This is a genomic window from Paenibacillus cellulosilyticus (assembly GCF_003182255.1).
Classification (GTDB): Bacteria; Bacillota; Bacilli; order Paenibacillales; family Paenibacillaceae; genus Paenibacillus_T; species Paenibacillus_T cellulosilyticus.
On sequence record NZ_QGTQ01000010.1, the window covers coordinates 108,450 to 125,425 of the forward strand.

Annotated in this window: 15 protein-coding genes; 14 read left to right on the plus strand and 1 reads right to left on the minus strand. The window is 47.7% G+C overall.

The features are described 5' to 3' along the window. Window positions 1-224 precede the first annotated feature (224 nt). The 14 genes from DFQ01_RS14980 (at window position 225) to DFQ01_RS15030 (ending at window position 15,903) form a co-directional block, all read left to right on the plus strand. Complete coding sequence (locus DFQ01_RS14980) at window positions 225-632, plus strand: MerR family transcriptional regulator (RefSeq protein ID WP_146216878.1); 408 nt, start codon at window positions 225-227, stop codon at window positions 630-632. Next, on the plus strand, window positions 629-1,336 hold the full coding sequence (locus tag DFQ01_RS14985; RefSeq protein WP_174812780.1) for an SAF domain-containing protein: 708 nt from the start codon (window positions 629-631) through the stop codon (window positions 1,334-1,336). The genes DFQ01_RS14980 and DFQ01_RS14985 overlap by 4 nt, the downstream gene beginning before the upstream one ends. Continuing rightward, a complete protein-coding gene (locus tag DFQ01_RS14990; RefSeq protein WP_110044709.1) occupies window positions 1,333-2,490 on the plus strand; it encodes a CpaE/TadZ family protein in 1,158 nt (385 codons plus the stop codon). The genes DFQ01_RS14985 and DFQ01_RS14990 overlap by 4 nt, the downstream gene beginning before the upstream one ends. Further along, entirely contained in the window at window positions 2,475-3,956 is a 1,482-nt protein-coding gene (locus DFQ01_RS14995) for an ATPase, T2SS/T4P/T4SS family (RefSeq protein ID WP_110044710.1), read from the plus strand. Before DFQ01_RS14990 ends, DFQ01_RS14995 begins: the two co-directional genes overlap by 16 nt. Before the next feature lie 5 nt (window positions 3,957-3,961). Next, on the plus strand, window positions 3,962-4,930 hold the full coding sequence (locus DFQ01_RS15000) for a hypothetical protein (protein ID WP_110044711.1): 969 nt from the start codon (window positions 3,962-3,964) through the stop codon (window positions 4,928-4,930). Between the two features lie 9 nt (window positions 4,931-4,939). Further along, on the plus strand, window positions 4,940-5,815 hold the full coding sequence (locus DFQ01_RS15005) for a hypothetical protein (RefSeq protein ID WP_146216879.1): 876 nt from the start codon (window positions 4,940-4,942) through the stop codon (window positions 5,813-5,815). A gap of 19 nt (window positions 5,816-5,834) precedes the next feature. Continuing rightward, window positions 5,835-5,996 carry a hypothetical protein gene (locus DFQ01_RS31115; RefSeq protein WP_174812779.1) on the plus strand — a complete coding sequence of 54 codons (162 nt, stop codon included), beginning with the start codon at window positions 5,835-5,837 and terminating at the stop codon, window positions 5,994-5,996. A gap of 66 nt (window positions 5,997-6,062) precedes the next feature. Next, the gene (locus DFQ01_RS31120; RefSeq protein WP_174812778.1) at window positions 6,063-6,224 is read left to right on the plus strand and encodes a hypothetical protein; all 162 of its coding nucleotides are present in this window, start codon (window positions 6,063-6,065) and stop codon (window positions 6,222-6,224) included. Between the two features lie 43 nt (window positions 6,225-6,267). After that, window positions 6,268-6,429, plus strand: a complete 162-nt coding sequence (locus tag DFQ01_RS31125; RefSeq protein ID WP_174812777.1) for a hypothetical protein — start codon at window positions 6,268-6,270, stop codon at window positions 6,427-6,429. A 49-nt stretch (window positions 6,430-6,478) separates the two neighbouring features. Continuing rightward, complete coding sequence (locus tag DFQ01_RS15010) at window positions 6,479-6,859, plus strand: hypothetical protein (protein ID WP_110044713.1); 381 nt, start codon at window positions 6,479-6,481, stop codon at window positions 6,857-6,859. After that, window positions 6,856-7,335: a hypothetical protein gene (locus tag DFQ01_RS15015; protein ID WP_110044714.1), complete on the plus strand. Its 480-nt coding sequence runs from the start codon at window positions 6,856-6,858 to the stop codon at window positions 7,333-7,335. The genes DFQ01_RS15010 and DFQ01_RS15015 overlap by 4 nt, the downstream gene beginning before the upstream one ends. Before the next feature lie 100 nt (window positions 7,336-7,435). Further along, window positions 7,436-7,612, plus strand: coding sequence for an AbrB/MazE/SpoVT family DNA-binding domain-containing protein (locus DFQ01_RS30850; protein WP_146216880.1), 177 nt, complete (start codon window positions 7,436-7,438; stop codon window positions 7,610-7,612). A gap of 164 nt (window positions 7,613-7,776) precedes the next feature. Further along, entirely contained in the window at window positions 7,777-8,730 is a 954-nt protein-coding gene (locus DFQ01_RS15020; RefSeq protein ID WP_110044715.1) for a copper amine oxidase N-terminal domain-containing protein, read from the plus strand. A gap of 594 nt (window positions 8,731-9,324) precedes the next feature. Next, window positions 9,325-15,903, plus strand: coding sequence for a glycoside hydrolase family 78 protein (locus DFQ01_RS15030; protein ID WP_110044717.1), 6,579 nt, complete (start codon window positions 9,325-9,327; stop codon window positions 15,901-15,903). On the opposite strand, the gene DFQ01_RS15035 is transcribed toward DFQ01_RS15030, so the two are convergent. After that, entirely contained in the window at window positions 15,881-16,357 is a 477-nt protein-coding gene (locus DFQ01_RS15035; RefSeq protein WP_110044718.1) for a hypothetical protein, read from the minus strand. The two genes, DFQ01_RS15030 and DFQ01_RS15035, sit on opposite strands and share 23 nt — an antisense overlap. Window positions 16,358-16,976: the final 619 nt, after the last annotated feature.

Below are 16,976 nucleotides of genomic sequence, written 5' to 3' on the forward strand. Positions count from 1 at the left end.
ACTTTTTCATACTTTTTAAGCACGTCGCGTTAATAAAAATGAGTTATTCTTATATCATGAATAGAGAAGCACAACACAAAGCCGCTCCGGTACTAACGGGGCGGCTTTGTCATTTGAAAGAGGTGAAAATGAAATGCGGGGACGATTACCGAATCCAAGAGCGCGTCCAGGGTGCTGGCTGTTTTGTGCAGAGCGTTCACTTGTACGAAGGGAGGTTGATTGCCGTGCAGGATATATCGCTAAAAGAAGCGGCGGACGCGCTTCAGATGTCAGTCAGCACACTTCGACGCTGGTGTGATCAGCTAGAGGCTGCCGGCTATTCATTTGAACAGTCTGTAGGCGGTCGGAGGAGATTGCAGGCAGGCGATATTGGCAAGCTGAAGGAGCTTCAGTTACTTCAAGATAAAGATAAGGTCCCACTGGAAGAGGCCTGTGAAATGCTTGTCATAAGAGCAGTCCCTAATGAGACCGTCATTGATGTTTCGGCGTTCGAACAAGCGCTGCTATTGTTTCCTAAGACGCTCTATTGGGACGGCCGGGAAGCAGCGTATGCGAGTCTCTTAAAGGAATGGGAGCAATTGAAAAAACGACTTGGTCAAACAGAGTCGTTATTGGAGGTACAACAGAGATGAAGTGGAAGGGTAGTAATAGTTTGAACAAGGCGAATCGAATCATGGTCTATGTATTCTTTATGACATTCGCGGTGGTTTGTTTGTACATGCTTGACACACGTTGGACGAAACAACTGGATTCTACGTATGTCGTTATCGCGAATCGGCAAATACTGCCGCATGAAGAGATTCAAGAAGCGGATGTATCACTCGTGCGATTGAAAAAGGATTATGCCATTACGGGTGCCATACAAGACCCGTACGAGGTTGTTGGACAAGAGGCGTTGCAGCTGATTGAAGCCGGTGACCAGCTGACGCTTAATCGGGTAGATAAGATGGCTTTGCTTGGAACGCCGGGATCAACAGTCGTTGAAGTGCCGCAAGAATGGCTACTGTCGGTCCCCGGTAGTTTGCGGCGATTAGATCAAGTGACCATTTATGCTGTTCCAGCAAAGGATGCGAGCAAGGTAGATCCGGAGACGGGAAATGGAGTGGCACTTCCAGCCTCTGCAAAGAAGGTGCTTGAGGATATTGTGGTTGCTTACTACAAGGACTCGGGTTCGAAAGAAGTCCAGAATGCGCAAGAAAATGGAAATCCGAATGTCCGGTCAATGGCTACAGTGCGAGGACAGAAATTAGAGCTCGAATTAACAGAAGATCAACTCGCGCAGCTCTCAAGTTTAATCAGTGCCAACTATCAACTTATTGTGGGGTACAGAACATGAACATTGTATTAGTTGGCCGTGATGAAGAGCTCATTCGGTGTTTGAATCAAATACCGGCAGCAAGAGATATCGCCGTACTGGATATCGCGCTGCTGCAATCTGCTCAACTGCCATTAAGCCATGCCGACCTTATTCTACTGTCGGATCGTGAAGTACCACTGTATCAGGTGGAGGACGTTAGGAAGATCGTCGGCCCGGAGAAGAAACTAGCGTACCTGCTTAGCTACCAGGCAGACAGCGGGCCAGTGTCTGAGGCTGTCATCATCTGTGAGCGCTATGGGGTTGATTTATTGCCGCCTAAGCGAACGGTGGAGCAGATTATCGATGAGATTGAACGGCGCTATATCGGAAGTAAGGCCGGGACATCTGGCGGGAAAGTGATTACAATCGTCGGCGCACTCGCACAGTCCGGAGTCACTTCTACGGCGCTATCGCTTGCTGACCTATGCGCCAAGCATGCGCGGGTAGCTGTATTAGGGTTTAATGCTTCCAATCCTGGGCTGCTCGTTCCGTATAATGGTGCAATGCTCAATCAGCTCTATACCCAAATTCAAGAATCACGCGTGCTGAAGCCCGCTGATCTTGCTGCAGCTATGCAGCCGGTCGGTGGGTTTCATTATTTGGCGGGGAATGCGGACCTCGCCAAGAAATATCGGTACAAGACGGAGGCAGCACACCATATCATACAGTGCGCTAGGCAGGAATTTGATTTCGTCATTATTGATGCCGGGGCGAGTCCAGATAACAATTTGTGCTTGCAGGCCATTCTTCATGCTGACATTCGCATCTTGCTATCTACGCAGCAGCCTGCCGCATTATCCATGTGGAAGCAGTACAAGGAGCTGTTACAGCTGTTTTATTTGCCGGGGACCAAGCTGCCGGGCTTCTTACTGCTCTTAAACCGATATCGGAGCAGCTTTGGCGAGGCAGGTATGTTCGCCCGGCAGATGGAGCTTCCCCTCTTAGGTGCCCTGCCTGACTTGAAGAGCGAGGGCTGGCTGTGTGAAGGGGAGCGAAAGCTTCTAACTACGGTCAACCATTCTGGTTATCAGGAACAAATGAATAAGCTGGCAAAGGAATTGCTCAGAAGGTTTGATTTAACGCTGCGGGAAGAAGCGGCGAGAAAGGGTTGGTGGATATGGAACCGACAATGACAGCCACCTGGCTTGAACGGCCATTTGATGTGTTGGAATATGCCGGTGCGAACCAAGAACAAGCGGCAGCCTCACCTAAACGGCATACGAATGCGGTAACAGAGACGTTCAAAAAAGCGTGTCAGCATGTGCTTACCTACTTCAAGGACAAAAATGACAAACAGAGCGAAAAAGAGACAGATAAGTGGCGGCAGCTGCAGCATGAGGCTGTAGTCGGGAAACCGGAGGCCGTTCGTCTCTTTCAAGGCGAGATCGATGAGGTTCTTCGTTCAGCGCAGCTCATGGATGTTGATTATCCGAGCTATTACGATTCGGTAGTTGAAGCCGTATTCCAGGAAACATTTGGTCTAGGTCCTATTTCGACCTGGTGGAAGCATCCCAAATTCGCACAATCACAATCAGCGCGGATTATCGGTACACGGATATTCTTCGATATACCGGGTGAGCCAGCCTTACGTTCCTTTCGCTTCGAGTCGGTAGAAAAAGTCGAGAACATTATCGATAAGATCAGGATGAAGGATGAGTTTGCCCATATTAACAAATTCAATCCAAAGCTTGAGATTGATCTGGAAGACGGAACGCGCGTGCTTATTATGATCCCACCGCGTGTCAAACAGACTACGATTGTATTCCGTAACTATACGATGCGAACGCCGCGTCTTTCCGATTTCGTCAGAACCGGCAGCATGCCGGTAGAAGCTCTGCCGATTGTTACAGCCATTGGCCGTTCCATGCTGAATGTCGTGCTTGCCGGGAAGGTGCGATCGGGTAAGTCCACCCTATTAAAGGCGTTGTTTGATGAACGATATCGCCAGGGACAGGTTGCTGTAACGATTGAGCGTGGACACTTTGAGTTGAAGCTGAGTGAGACGTATCCCGATGCGCAATTGATTGAGATGGTTGTCATGCAGGAGTCGGATTACGACAGTGTGTTTGATTTGGTACTGCGCTCGGATTACAACTTCTGTGTGATCGGCGAGTCCAGGAGCGTAGAGATTGAATTGTACTGCAACTCCTGCGAACGCGGAGAAGGCGGTGCAATGACAACGTACCATACAGAGCAGACCGAAAATATCCCAGGTCAGTTTGCACGGCTTGTTCTGCAGCGATACAAGAATCGCTCTTATATCGAGGAAGTGATACGCGTAGCGAACATCCTTCATTATGTATTGGTCATGCGTGAGCTGCCAGGCGGAGCGAAGCAGCTGTTCGGCATTGCAGAGATTCGATTGGACCCACAGACGCTGGCTGTCAGCTCGCACTATATTATGCGCTGGGACAATGAGCTTAAGGATTGGACATATAAATATGATGTGTCACCGGCCACTGTGCAGAAAATGAAAGAGCGAGCGCCAGAGGAAGCGGAAGCGGCGCTCGCCACACTTCAGCGGCTGGAACAAGAAAAGCCAATGCGCGGCTCACATATTGAATATGCATTGAGCAGCCAGATCGCAGGAGGGAGCTGAACCAATTGGACAAGGAAATGATTCTAAAAGGGATACTGCTCCTCCTGTTCATGGTGAGTGTCTATAAGCTCGTTCAGGTGATCAGTACACCGCTCATGCGGCGCTGGTATACACCGGATTACTTGGAGCCGCTAAACGATAATGAGGAAACTAGTAGCCGTGTGCACCTCCATCTGGAAATGCTGCTTCGAGCAACAGGGCGCACCTTCACTCCCCAGCGCATCACACAATTCATTGCCATGAGTGCCAGTTTATTCGTTGGTGCTTATTTGTTGTTGTTGCGTGGGTTTGGCGGTGTTGATTTCGATGTACGATCCATTCAGCAGTTCATGAATATGAAGGTTCTCCTGTATGCAGCGATCATCGGACTCGTTCCCTATGGATTTAAGCGTCTCCAACTATTCCTGGCACGGCGCGAGAACAGCTATGCCCTTATGGATGGTGTGGAGGCGTTGCTGCTTCATTACCGACAGCCAGGCCACGAAGGCGATCTGTACCGCGCGTTATTCTCAGTGACGGAGGCGTTACATGGTCCAATGAAACGAGCGTTCGGCGCTATGGTCAACACGCTTCAGTTAGAGGGGAAGACATCGATTCGAAGGGCCGTAGCCCTATTCGAATTTCAAGTTCAGAACGGGTGGGCTAAACAGCTGTCGGTGTTGTTTATTAAGGCCATAGAGGAGAACCGTGACATTGAACGAGCACTTAAGAAGGTGCACGGGGATATGACAGAATCGCTGCGTCATATTGAAGAAGAGAAGAGCGAGTATTCGGAAGCCGTCATTATGGGATTCATTCCGACAGCGGGTCTGCCATTTGCGATTTACGGCATGAATCGGTTATTCGAGGGGGCGATTTGGCAGCTCCTATTCCAGCAGCCGAAAGTGTTCCAGGCACTTCTCTTATGTGTTCTGTCTTGTGCCATAGGACTAGTCACTTCCTTCATCCTATCGAAGCCGAAACTTGAGGTGTGATGCATGGTCGTGACGATATGGAAAGTGTTCATTTTTGTTGTTATACCGATCTTGTTCGTGTTCATGGTTCACGAATTGATCTATTTAAGAAAGAAACCGCAAAGCCCGCTGAAGCGGCTCAAGTATTCATTGGATGAGCACATGCTGGTCATGCAGCGCTTGTATCAGGATGAACGACTGGATAGTGCCTTTCGAACAGCTGGCATGCCTGCTGCGCTAACAGCTTGGCAATATCGTTTCTTTCGGGATGGGCTGTTTATTGTCTGGGTGATTTACTTGCATGCCGTGGTGCTGGTTCATACGCATACCTATCCCATTAAGGGCATGATTCTGCTAGCGGTGTGCTATGTCCTGTCCTGGAGCGGCCATCGCTATTTCCCGGTTCGATTGTTACTCGATGCCTTTCAGAAGGATCGGCAGGCCAAGAAGAATGATGAAGTGTTTGATTTATATTTGCTCTTGTCTAACGACTACCATGCAGAGAGCGCTGTTCACTACCAAAGTGTATATCGCAAATTGTCGGAGTATAGCCGGTATATGAAGGCGCTGCGCAAAGATTTGGACCAGCTCCTGTTCGAATACCCCATTGATAGCGGACGGGCCTTCAAACAGTTCGGTGAGCGAGTAGGGACCAAAGAGTCACGCAGCTTGGCAAGCTTGCTCGAAAGAATTGATCACGCCAATCCGGAAGTAGCGGTAGATCTGCTCGATGAGAACTATGAATCCTTCCTTGACTTCCGTCGGCAGCGCCGGAAGCGGAAGCTGAAGCTCAATGGTTATTTCGGCTTTATGGTAGTGTTCGTGTCGGTATTGACACTTGTCTACTTTATGAATGTGTCTACCAACGTATATAAGAGCATGCTTCTTGAAGTGCTCAATCAATAATGATAGGGGATAGTTACAAATGACAAAAGTAATGGCACTGCTCGTACTCATTGCAGCCACACTCATTCTGATTAGTTTGACCGTCTTCTCCTCAGATGGAACATTCGGCGATGCCAAGACACAGAAGGAAAGAGCGCACACGATGACACAAACAACAACCGTACCAACGCAATTGCCGTAGTTCACATTCGTTTATATACGCAATGTTCGATTCCACTATTTCATGATGTAAAGGGGATTAACCAACATGACAAAAGTAATGGCACTGCTCGTATTAATTGCAGCAACACTGATTCTGATTAGTTTGACCGTCTTCTCCTCGGATGGAACATTCGGCGATGCCAAGACACAGAAAGAACGGGCTCACTCGATGTCGCAGACAACAACGGTACCAACCGCCCTTCCATAACAGAGGGGCATTTACATGATAAAACGATAAGGAGTGTTGTAACATGACAAAGGTAATGGCGCTGCTCGTATTAATCGCAGCCACATTGATACTGATTAGCTTGACGGTCTTTTCATCGGATGGAACATTCGGCGATGCCAAAACACAAAAGGATCGAGCGCATACGATGTCGCAAACGACGACTGTTCCATCTGCGCTGCCTTAATACAGAGGGGAGGAGGCGGTGCCCTACCCGTGCACCGCCCTTATTTATTATGACGAAAGTACTTGCTTTTATTATGCTGTCTGTCTTTTTTCTTTACTATATGAGTCAGCCAGAAGTGGAGCGGACGCTGCAATATCGTGACCAAGTTCTCCAGAAGAAGGCGAATCAGATGGCGCATTTGGCCGCGCTTGAGGGGAGATTATCCCCTGAGATCAAGGAGCAAGTATTGTCTGACCTCGACGATCTGTACTTCGACCGCGATTCGGTGAAGCTGGAAGGGCCGGATACGGTCTCGCTACGGGGGGAGGTAATGGATGTCTCACTGAGGTATCCCCAAGGGCCAACGCAAATATTTGATTTGTTCGGCACAGATGAAGCGAGAGACTATTATTACCCCATCTCTATTATGAGTGAGTACTTGGAGCCATGAAGTGGGTCCTTGTACTGCTTCTAATGACACCGATCTTCCTGCTGTTTCAGGCGTGGGATCTGGATGAGTCTCTGCAAACCAAGCTGCACGCACAGCTGAAGCAAGCGGTGGATCTTGGCACACATGACGCTGCGCTGCAGGTGGAACCCGTGGCGTTAGAGCAGGGTGAAGTTCGGTTCGAGCAGACCTATACCGTATTTCTGGACGCGTTGCAACGACAATTGAAATTGGATAGCGGCCTAGACCCGCTAGCAACGAGTGTATGGAAGGATGGTCTCCAGGTCGTACTGTTCGAACAAGTTGAAACGGGGCCATTTCCACGGACGTACAGCTCCGGTCCGCCTTATTATTACACAGACACGCTGCTAGGCCCGTCAGTCGTAGCGATTGTGAAGATCAAGCATCCTCGCTATTTTGGTGTGTCGGACGATTTCGAATATGTGATTGGATCAAGCCATGAATATAAAGGTTACTAATTTGGAGGTAAGTTGACCGTCTGTAAAATAGTGGTTTACAATAACGGTATATACTGGTAGACTGTTGATACATATATACTGTTATTGGAGGTTTTACAATATGGCTGAAATTGTACAGCAAATACAGAAACGAATGATTATTAGCCTTGCGGCAATTGCGAAGTCTTCTTCTCTAGATATCAAGGAAGGCGATTACTTGTTATTTGAAGAGCGAGAGGATGGCATTTTACTGCGTCCGGTTGTTTGGCAACCGAAGGAAAAGAAGGTTGACAGCTAGGGACTAATAGGATTAATTCATGTCGAAGACAGCTAAGACCTTAACAGGTAAGGACTAGCTGTCTTTTTTATAAGGCCGACCGGCGCGCCAGCATTACGGTTGCTAAGTGGCAGGCTTTTCCGGTTGCGGTATAAACAACTACATTAAAGAAAGGTACGATCTCTATGAAGAAAAAACTACTCCTTCTACTAGCTACAGTATCCATGCTGTGCGGTTCGCTGGCAACGACCGTACAAGCTGCAGACGGCCCCTATTCGATCTCCAAGCTGATTCATACGCCGCTGCCGATTGAAGTACTCGTTAACGCTCGTAAAATCGCTTTTACGGATGCGCGGCCATTCAATGAAAATGGTTCGGTACTCGTTCCCGTTCGCGTCGTGTCCGATAATCTTGGCGGCAAGCTGTCACTCGTCGGGAAGAACATTACGATTGTCAAAGGTGATCGCACAATTAAGCTGACAATTGGAGCGAAAACAGCAACGGTCAATGGCAAATCGCTGACGCTGAATGCGCCAGCTAATGCAGTGAATGGGCGTACCTATGTACCGCTTCGTTTCGTTAGTGAAGCGTTTGGAGAATCGGTAGAATGGGACAGTGTGAACCAGTTCGTCTGGATCGGGAAGAAGGACATTCCGAAGCTGGAGGACGTGGCGAAGCTGGTCGATATTAAACCGTTTCTGCCGTATTACAAAGGTGTGGAAAGCTTACTTGATCCGTATTGGACAGGTACACAGGCAACGAAAGCTTATGTGTTAGAAGAAAAGGACTTTCCATTCCTGCTCGAAGGGTCCAATTACTATCGCTGGGACTTAATCAAGAGTGTAGGAGGTAGCACGTACATTCGATCTTCGACGACGCAAACGGGTTCAATGGGGACGGGATTGTTTTTCCTTTCGAAGGAAAAAAGATACCGTGATCGGGGAGAATTGGCTGGGATACGTGAATCAATAGATGGGTATCGGATCCATTACTATAGTGAATCAGACATTACAGATAAGGATAATTTCGGAGATACCAACTATATGAACTTTAAATTAAGTCAGGTTGATTATATCGGAATTAGTAGTGCGGTTGATACCAAAGCGTTCCCCATTCTGATTAAAAATCCATTTAACTAAGGTGATATGATGAAGATGAAAAAATTTACAAGTCTAGTGCTCATATTTGCTATTTTGGCGGGTCTTATACCCGCCATTTTTGTGCCCAAAATTGCAGAAGCAGCGCTTGGAGATAACACGAGCATACAACCTGTTAATAGAATTGTGAATGGACAGTCTCGTTATGTAGCAGTTGGGTTTATGTACTACGAGGTATGGAGTAAGAATGATGGTTCATGGGATTTATCTAGTCCGCGTCCTGGTACAACGGAAACAGTTTCAAATTCGTATACATTTAACTTCCCAGATCGGCGAGTGCGAAGCGTTACCGTCAAAGCATTTGATCCGACAGCTCATTCTGAATATTTCACAAGTTCTCGCGTTGGTTCTGAACCCTGGTCAGAGTTTCAAAAATTTACAAGCACGAGTATTACAAATTACCAAGCAACAAATATATATGGTAAAGAGTCATCAACAGTTAGTTTCACTGCGAGTGTTTCAGCACTTCTTAGCTCATTACAAACTTATAATGTTCGAAAAAGATCAGCTGATGAAGGCGTAGACTACTGCCCGAAATGTACCGACGACACTCTAATCTATCGCTACTACATTCCATTGCTTTTTGAATTCCAATTAGATGGCAGAGAATCGGTTCATTACTATTTAACCGATGGAACGAATATCGATGCCGACTTTACCAACCAGTCACGAAACGTTACGCAAGGCGAGTCACTGGGGTTCACACCAGCGACGAATGCGAAGTACACCTATAATGGCTATAAGAAGTCAACTGTCGGGCCACCAAGCGGTGGCTCTATTTTTTCGGGCAATCCGCCAGATGTGACTTATGACGGCACCTACGACATCTATCATGTGAATTTGTACTATACCAAGAAGTCAGAGGCGCAAGCCTATATTCGTCATGTGGACCGCGACGGTAATCCCATATCGGAGTTAGCCGACAAGGATCGGGACGAACCCCTGGTGAAGAATGCTGTATTTAGTTCAACGAGTGCAGCTGCGCCAAGTGGGTATACCTATGCCGGTTATGTGAAAACGGCAACCGTATCCGGAAGTGCGCCTACAGACTTTAATAACCCGACTGCTGGTGAATATGCAGCATTCACCTTCGAAGGTAATTTTACAAAGCTGTATCTATACTATGTTTACGATAAAGATGCTTCTGTCACGATCCGCCATGTAGATCGCAGCGGTGTTGCCATACCGGGGATGAGTGACATCGACAAATCGTTAAAGCTGAAGCAGACTTACACGTTCACCCATACAGCTGCGCCAAGCGGCTATACCTATGCTGGTTATGCAAAGACGACAACGGGTACACTGCCAACAGCAGCAGCGGACAGTACGCCTACGCCAGGTGAGTTCCCGACGCTGACTTACAATGGCGGATTTAAGAAGCTCTACCTTGATTACGTATACGACATAGACCAGTCCGCGAATATGGGAATCATTCATGTTCGTCATATGGTGCGAACTGGTCCAACAGGAACCTACACGAAAGCCAATGAGGAGAGCGTTGTCGTTCCGAATCTAACGGATGCTGCAACGACAAAGACGCTATCGGCCAATACGACCTACGGCACGTATCAGGGACGGAGTTCCAGCAAATCGGGCGGATATTCCGATTCGATTATTACGATCGGCGGCAGCGCTGTTACCGTATCCTTGACCAAGAGCAGCAGCGAAGCGTGGGTATCGTTCTATTATGAGAAAACCGCGGATTTTACGGCGGACTTCGATGTCACACCAGCATCGATCAAATACCGTGAATCCTTTAAGCTTCATCCGAAGGACTGGGAACTGAATGGCTGTACCTATGTGGGCCATTATTACAAGATCGAGCGGGACGGTTCAACGTGGACATCGTCGATGATTAGTGGCATGACAACGGATAGTACGTACTCTTATTCAAGCTATCCATGGAATATTGGGGTAGGCGTTCACGAGATCTATATGAAAGTGGTCACGAGCTGCGGAACAAGCAACTGGATCGGGCCGAAGACGCTCACCGTTACTGACGATTCTAATAATGATCCACCGGAGTTTCAGTTGGGGTTTGTCTATAATACGGCTCGAACGAAACCAATTGCCCAAGTGACGGAAGGTTCAATTATGGATCTTACGGTCATCATGGATTCGTCCGTACCGACGCCATACGATCCCAATGGAGATACGATCACTTTCGCTGGTTATGATTTAAGTTCAGCTGACGAATGGCTGCAGAACAAGATCAGCAGCAGCGGCTATAACTACACGACCTCATACATCATTCCGAACATCACAATGGACGAGGTAGGCTTCCACTATATTACGGCGTACATGAGAGATTCACTTGGTGCCATGTCTAAGGCGACGACATCTATCGAAGTTGTGCCGAAGAATCCTGTTCCTGTAGCGGTATGTCCGGAAGTCGTTACGGCAAACCATCCAGTCGATCAATCGCTATTCGATGCTTCGAAGAGCTACAGCCCCATTAGCCGAAAGATCGACCACACGCTCGACGAATGGACGAACAAGCAAACGGCGTATACGAACGATACCGATCACAATATTACGGTCATCGTGGAGCTGGGCGTAACGGACGAGAAGGGATTACATTCGCTTTCGAACGCGACCTGTACCATTATCGTTAAGCCCGACCTTCCACCAATCGCAAAACTTAATGTACCAGCGAAGGCGGTTCGTGATGAATCGGCCAACATTCTGAATGAATCGTATTCGCCAGATGGTGACGAAATCGTAAAGGTTGAATATCAGTTCAAGTACGACACTGCAAACAATGGCTTTGATGACGACGCTTGGCAGAAAGTATACGGCAGCATGCAGCGCATTGTCTACTCTCCGTCGAAGGTCGGTAAGTATTGGTTTTACGTGAAAGTCACCGACGAATACGGGCTGACAGCCGAGACGAATGTTTTAGTCACTGACGGCCTCGTGATGGATGTCGTCAACAATGCACCTTCGGTATCCTTTACGGTGGAGGGCAAGAACGAGCAGCCCGATCTAGAGCCTTACACGCAGGTGAAACCTGAAACGATGCTCAACTGGCCGGTCTATGTAACCGGCTCATCAACGGAAGTATTTAACAAGAATAATCTATGGCGGGTAAGCGGCAATAATCTGGTCAGCGGGGAAGCACGCAACTCCGGCAGCCCGCATCAATATTTCAAGGGCTTTAATTATACAAGGGGCAGCGCAACTCTATATACAACACTGCCGGCGGGATTCCAAGACAATGGTTATGGGCCGAATAACCTTTCACCTTGGCGCAGCAGCACGGACTATGATTCCACACAGACGAACCCTATTCTGGATGAAACCGCTGCGGCATGGAAAATCGCAGCACAAGGTACGGTGAGTCGGATTCGATCTAATAAAAAATACCTTTATTACGATACGTACAATTCGACCACGGACGTGTCGGCTCTTTATGCAGTCGATATAAACAACCTTCCGCAGCTGGATTATGAAGTGTGTGGGTGGGTAATCTGTCCGAAGTACAAAAGCGGTACAACGCCGTTTGCATTTAAGATTATTGGTCTACCAAGTTTCTCAAAGACCACAACCTATAATACGAAGACCGGCACAGCAACCGGACCTCTGACCTATTCTTATGTCGAAATTGATGAGTGGGAGCTTGCAGGGGATAAGATTTATGTAAGAGCGTTGTTCCAGGCGACCAATAAATATACCCCAGCCGGAGAAAGTTCATCGAAAACACAGACATTCAGTGTCTATGATTTACTCATCTACGATGCCTTCACCGGATCGCTGATTGATCGTTATGCAGCAAACGAGGAGCTGCAAGCACAGATTGCGACGATTCATGATATGACGGGTAACACGGGTGCCTATGGACTCGGGTCGTTAATGAAGATCATTTCAACGAATGGTGATCGCGTCGTATTTGAAGCAAGAATAAGCGGAGTTACAGCTCCAGAGGTTTCGCTTAAGGTCATGTTTGAATTGCTTCCAGACTTGTCGGTTCAATACAAGGCGACTTGGAGCACAGCGCCGAAGCTGGGATCAACGGCAGGCGTTTATGTCCAGGTGAGTGATATGTTCTTTGATCCAACGGGAGCCATGTATTTCTACGAAGGATATGGAGCGACCACAGCTGCAACTACGTTCTCCGAACTGTACGTTACGAAATACAATGCAGACTACACGTTTGCATGGCGTACTGCGCTTGGATCAGGGGGGCCAGCTTATACCGCTACCACTAACGCCAGTTATGTGTACCCGAACAATGTAGCGAGCCTCATGATTAACTATGATGCAGGCACCTTGTACGCCAAGAAGTATTATGACTATCGGACAAGCACGTCACAGGTGACAGCGAGCGCGGGTGAAAACGTGTATGTCATTAACACGAAGACAGGCGCAATTAAACAGACGAAGTCACTAGAAAATGGCGACAATCTCGATATGTATGCGTACAGCGATGGTACGATCGAGGCAGCGGCTAAGTTTTACGTCAATCATGACGGCACCACGACTAGCGGTAACCCAAGCACAACGACGATTGACGGCTATCATACGTCGCGTAAAGATGCAACGTGTACGAGTGCTTACAATGTCACGGGCGTAAAGAGTGGCTATAATAGCGTTCGCAATGATGCAGGACAAGAAGTTGGCCGGGCTGGGGTTACTTGTATCGGCACGTTCCAGATATTCGGTGAATACGTAGGGGATGGCATTTATGCTTCCCTCACGAAGAACGAGACGACTGGAACCAGTGATGGCTTCTATCTCACGTTGTCGAAGGGAACGCCAACAACGACACCTGTTATTCGAAAATCGTTTACGAGCGGACAGTTCTATTCGACGGATCAGCTGGCGAATGCCGAGATGAAAATCAGCTTCACCATGAAGTACAAAAGCTATGATACGGAGACGCTTGGCTTCTCCTTCCGGATGCAAAATCCTGAAGACCGTTATGCGTTTGAAACAGACGGTTCGAACGTGATGCTGGCCAAGTACGAGAACGGCCAGCGTACCCTACTCGATTCGAGCACGTACGCTTTTGAGGATGGGAAGTCTTATTCGGTTAAGCTGCTGACAAGAGATGCCCGTCTGCAGGCCTTCATCGGAAACGTGCCTTTGTTCGATGTGAAGGATTCAACGTATACGACAGGAAGATACGGCTACTTTAGCGATAAATCCTTTGTGACATTCGGTGCCATTCAGTACAAGGATCTTGGGGATACAGCCCAGTGGTCTACCGACTATGCCATTTGGGATGAAACGACGCAGCAAGCCGAAGTGGCGTACAAGAAAATTACGTATGAAGATCCGGAGAACGATCCATCGAGCGGTGACTATCAATGGACGATCGCACACACGCCGCGCTTCATCAATAACCAAGGCCTATCGGCACTCGACGGACAGACGTTCACAGCGCCGCAGCTGACGTTTGATAAGGTAGGCGACTACCTGGTAGCGCTGCAGGCGCAGGACGATCCAAACCCATCGTACTTGATGCCGATGAGTGAATTTGATGAATACCGTGCAGAGTCAGATCCATACATTCGCAAAATCACAGTTCACCGGCGACCAGTATCCGACTATGAGATTGTGCAGCAGGCTAGCGATGGTGTTGTGAAATGGACCGATCACAGTTACGACCCCGATCGTTATGAAAGTGCGACGAATTATTCGACTGAGGATACGGGGATCGATTACAAGACGACCCGAGGCATATTAGAGAAGCGCTTCTACTACATTACACCTAGCGGAGAATACGTTGCGGAGAAGCTGCTCACACCGCAGGAAATCGGCCAATACGAAGTGGGTATGGCGGTGCGCGATGAGTACGGGGCTTGGAGTGCCTACACTGTGAAAATGCTCGATGTGACGATGATAGCGGTATTGAATACGCCGCCAGTGGCCGGGTTCACGACAAGTCACATCACGACCTATCGCGGCGTGACCGTAACGTTTGATTCAACTGCTCATGATAAGGAAGATGGGGGACGGGAGAACCTGGAGCATGAATACTATCTGAAGAATCTCACGACCAATTCGGCAGAATCACTTGCGAGCAAGAGTCGGACGAGCTGGACCAAATCATTTAGCACACTCGGGACGTTTAAGATCCGACAAACCGTTACGGATTCAGTTGGAGCATCAGACCAATTCGAACTACAGGTGACGGTGAAGAACCGGCTGCCGGTACCGAATATTACAACGCCGTCCAGCAGCGATCAAACCAATCCGACGAAGCTCGATACGCTGCGGCCAACGTTCAAATGGACGTATAGCGATGCGGACGGGGATGAGCAGTCGCAGTACCAGCTCCGCATTTATCGTTATGGCGGCGTACTGCAGGCAGATACGTATGCGAGAGCAGGCTCTGCAGTATCGTTTGTGCCGAATGCGGATCTCCCGGAAAGCACAAATATGTACGTTATCGTACGCGTTTACGATGGATATGAGTGGAGCGATTGGAGCGATCCGAAGTTCTTTAACATTGTGACGAATCGCCCACCGGTGGCTGATTTCGATTGGCTGCCGAAACCAGCCTTTGAAGGTGACGATGTGAAGATAACGAATACGTCGACCGATCCAGACAATGATACGCTCACTTCACAGTGGAGTATCCAGTACCCTGATGGTACGGTTAAATTAGGCTCCTCTACAGATATGACCATTAGTGGAGCTGATACGGTAAACCATCCTGGCGCATACGTGGTGACTCTTACTGTAACGGATCCGAAAGGAGCAGCGGATACTATCACAAAAACCATTCAAATAGGTGAGTTAGGTATCACGGGAATCGTGACGCACACAGAGGATTGGGAGCAGCACAGGAAGGATTGGAACAACCAGTATCCAGACAGCCAACGATCAGAAGACACATTCTGGGCGGGAGAACGGTTTGTATTAAAGGCCTCAACGACTGACACCGGAGCGATTGGAACTAATGCAAGCAGCGTGAGCGTTACTGCCGTTTCTATTGGTAGTACAACGCTATCGTCCAGTGATAGAGTGAATTGGACGGGCTATATTGGATCAGAACAGGCTGATGTAAAGTTGGAGTCGCTGAAGGATGGCCAATATAAGTTTATATTTGTGGCCAAGTACCCTAATGGTGTTGTAAAAACGACATCGGTCCTGGTCAACATTAGTGGGAAGTGGACGGAGTATTTCAAGTTTCATCAGAGTTGGTGATACTGAAGTCTAGAACAGGTTTTTTATGGATTAAGTCAGCCCAGCAGTAGTGGGGTCTAGTACAGGTAGAAGAAACAAGAATAGGTCTCTTACGGCACCTCGCCGTAAGAGACCTATTCATTATTTGAGTTGATGTAGTAGCGTGAAAGAGGGGGGGGTATTCCCATAAATTCGTTATTCTGGTGTACCCAGTCTCCTTGAATTTATCCCAGGCTTTCTTAGCCCCATCCATAATTCTCGATATATGTTCTTTATCTTTTGCCGCCTTTGATCCAACGTAATCGTTACCCTGATCAAAAGGATTCCATCTTGTTACATAATTCAGATGAGAGACAGCACCTGCTCCTGCTCCTTCAATAAGTTCAAAAGTTCCGTCGGTATTTAAGATTAGGACATAATCAATTGAGTCATCGCCTTGAGCTATCGTTTCTTTTAATTGCTTCTTATCAGGCATGAAATTTCCTCCTCTATAAATTCCGTAAATTAAGATTCGCGAACATTCGGTGTCTTAAAGGAATAACTTTTATTTCTCCTAATGCGTCGGTTAAGTCAAGATCAACATGTCCGCTAATATATGTCGAGAATTGGAAGTATTGCTTACGAGGGGGATATAAGGGATATCTGAACTTAGAGAGAAGATGATTCAGGATTTATTCAAGCTCTTTTTTGCGTGAAGGATTAAAGTCGAACATTGTAAAACTTTATGAGCATTGCCTCCTAATTGAGAGCCCTGCAAAAGTCGTGCTTTTGAAGAATTCAACTTTTTTAGGGGGTCATAAAATGTCTCCCCTACCTCAAAACGAGCCTTAGAATCGATTCTAGGGGCTCGTTTTTTTGATTCACTTAAGTTGGCATTCCGAATGAGCACTTTTGCAGCAGTCTCCTAATTGCGGCGTAGTCTATGTGTATGTGCCTAAATTCTTAATTAGTTACGACAAATTATGCGTCAAAGCATTGCTAATGGCATAAGAGTCGGGTTGTTTAAGTGTGTATAAAAAGGTAAAAATATACTATTCTATAACAAAATTACTCATGATATGATCTGGATGGAACTAAATTAGAGGAGGAATTTT

Excerpts from the sequence above, each read along its gene's own strand:
- DFQ01_RS31125 (WP_174812777.1), top strand. The coding sequence starts at position 6,268 with ATGACAAAGGTAATGGCGCTGCTCGTATTAATCGCAGCCACATTGATA.
- DFQ01_RS15035 (WP_110044718.1), bottom strand. The coding sequence starts at position 16,357 with ATGCCTGATAAGAAGCAATTAAAAGAAACGATAGCTCAAGGCGATGAC.
- DFQ01_RS15020 (WP_110044715.1), top strand. The coding sequence starts at position 7,777 with ATGAAGAAAAAACTACTCCTTCTACTAGCTACAGTATCCATGCTGTGC.
- DFQ01_RS14985 (WP_174812780.1), top strand. The coding sequence starts at position 629 with ATGAAGTGGAAGGGTAGTAATAGTTTGAACAAGGCGAATCGAATCATG.
- DFQ01_RS30850 (WP_146216880.1), top strand. The coding sequence starts at position 7,436 with ATGGCTGAAATTGTACAGCAAATACAGAAACGAATGATTATTAGCCTT.
- DFQ01_RS31115 (WP_174812779.1), top strand. The coding sequence starts at position 5,835 with ATGACAAAAGTAATGGCACTGCTCGTACTCATTGCAGCCACACTCATT.
- DFQ01_RS14990 (WP_110044709.1), top strand. The coding sequence starts at position 1,333 with ATGAACATTGTATTAGTTGGCCGTGATGAAGAGCTCATTCGGTGTTTG.
- DFQ01_RS15010 (WP_110044713.1), top strand. The coding sequence starts at position 6,479 with ATGACGAAAGTACTTGCTTTTATTATGCTGTCTGTCTTTTTTCTTTAC.
- DFQ01_RS31120 (WP_174812778.1), top strand. The coding sequence starts at position 6,063 with ATGACAAAAGTAATGGCACTGCTCGTATTAATTGCAGCAACACTGATT.
- DFQ01_RS14995 (WP_110044710.1), top strand. The coding sequence starts at position 2,475 with ATGGAACCGACAATGACAGCCACCTGGCTTGAACGGCCATTTGATGTG.
- DFQ01_RS15015 (WP_110044714.1), top strand. The coding sequence starts at position 6,856 with ATGAAGTGGGTCCTTGTACTGCTTCTAATGACACCGATCTTCCTGCTG.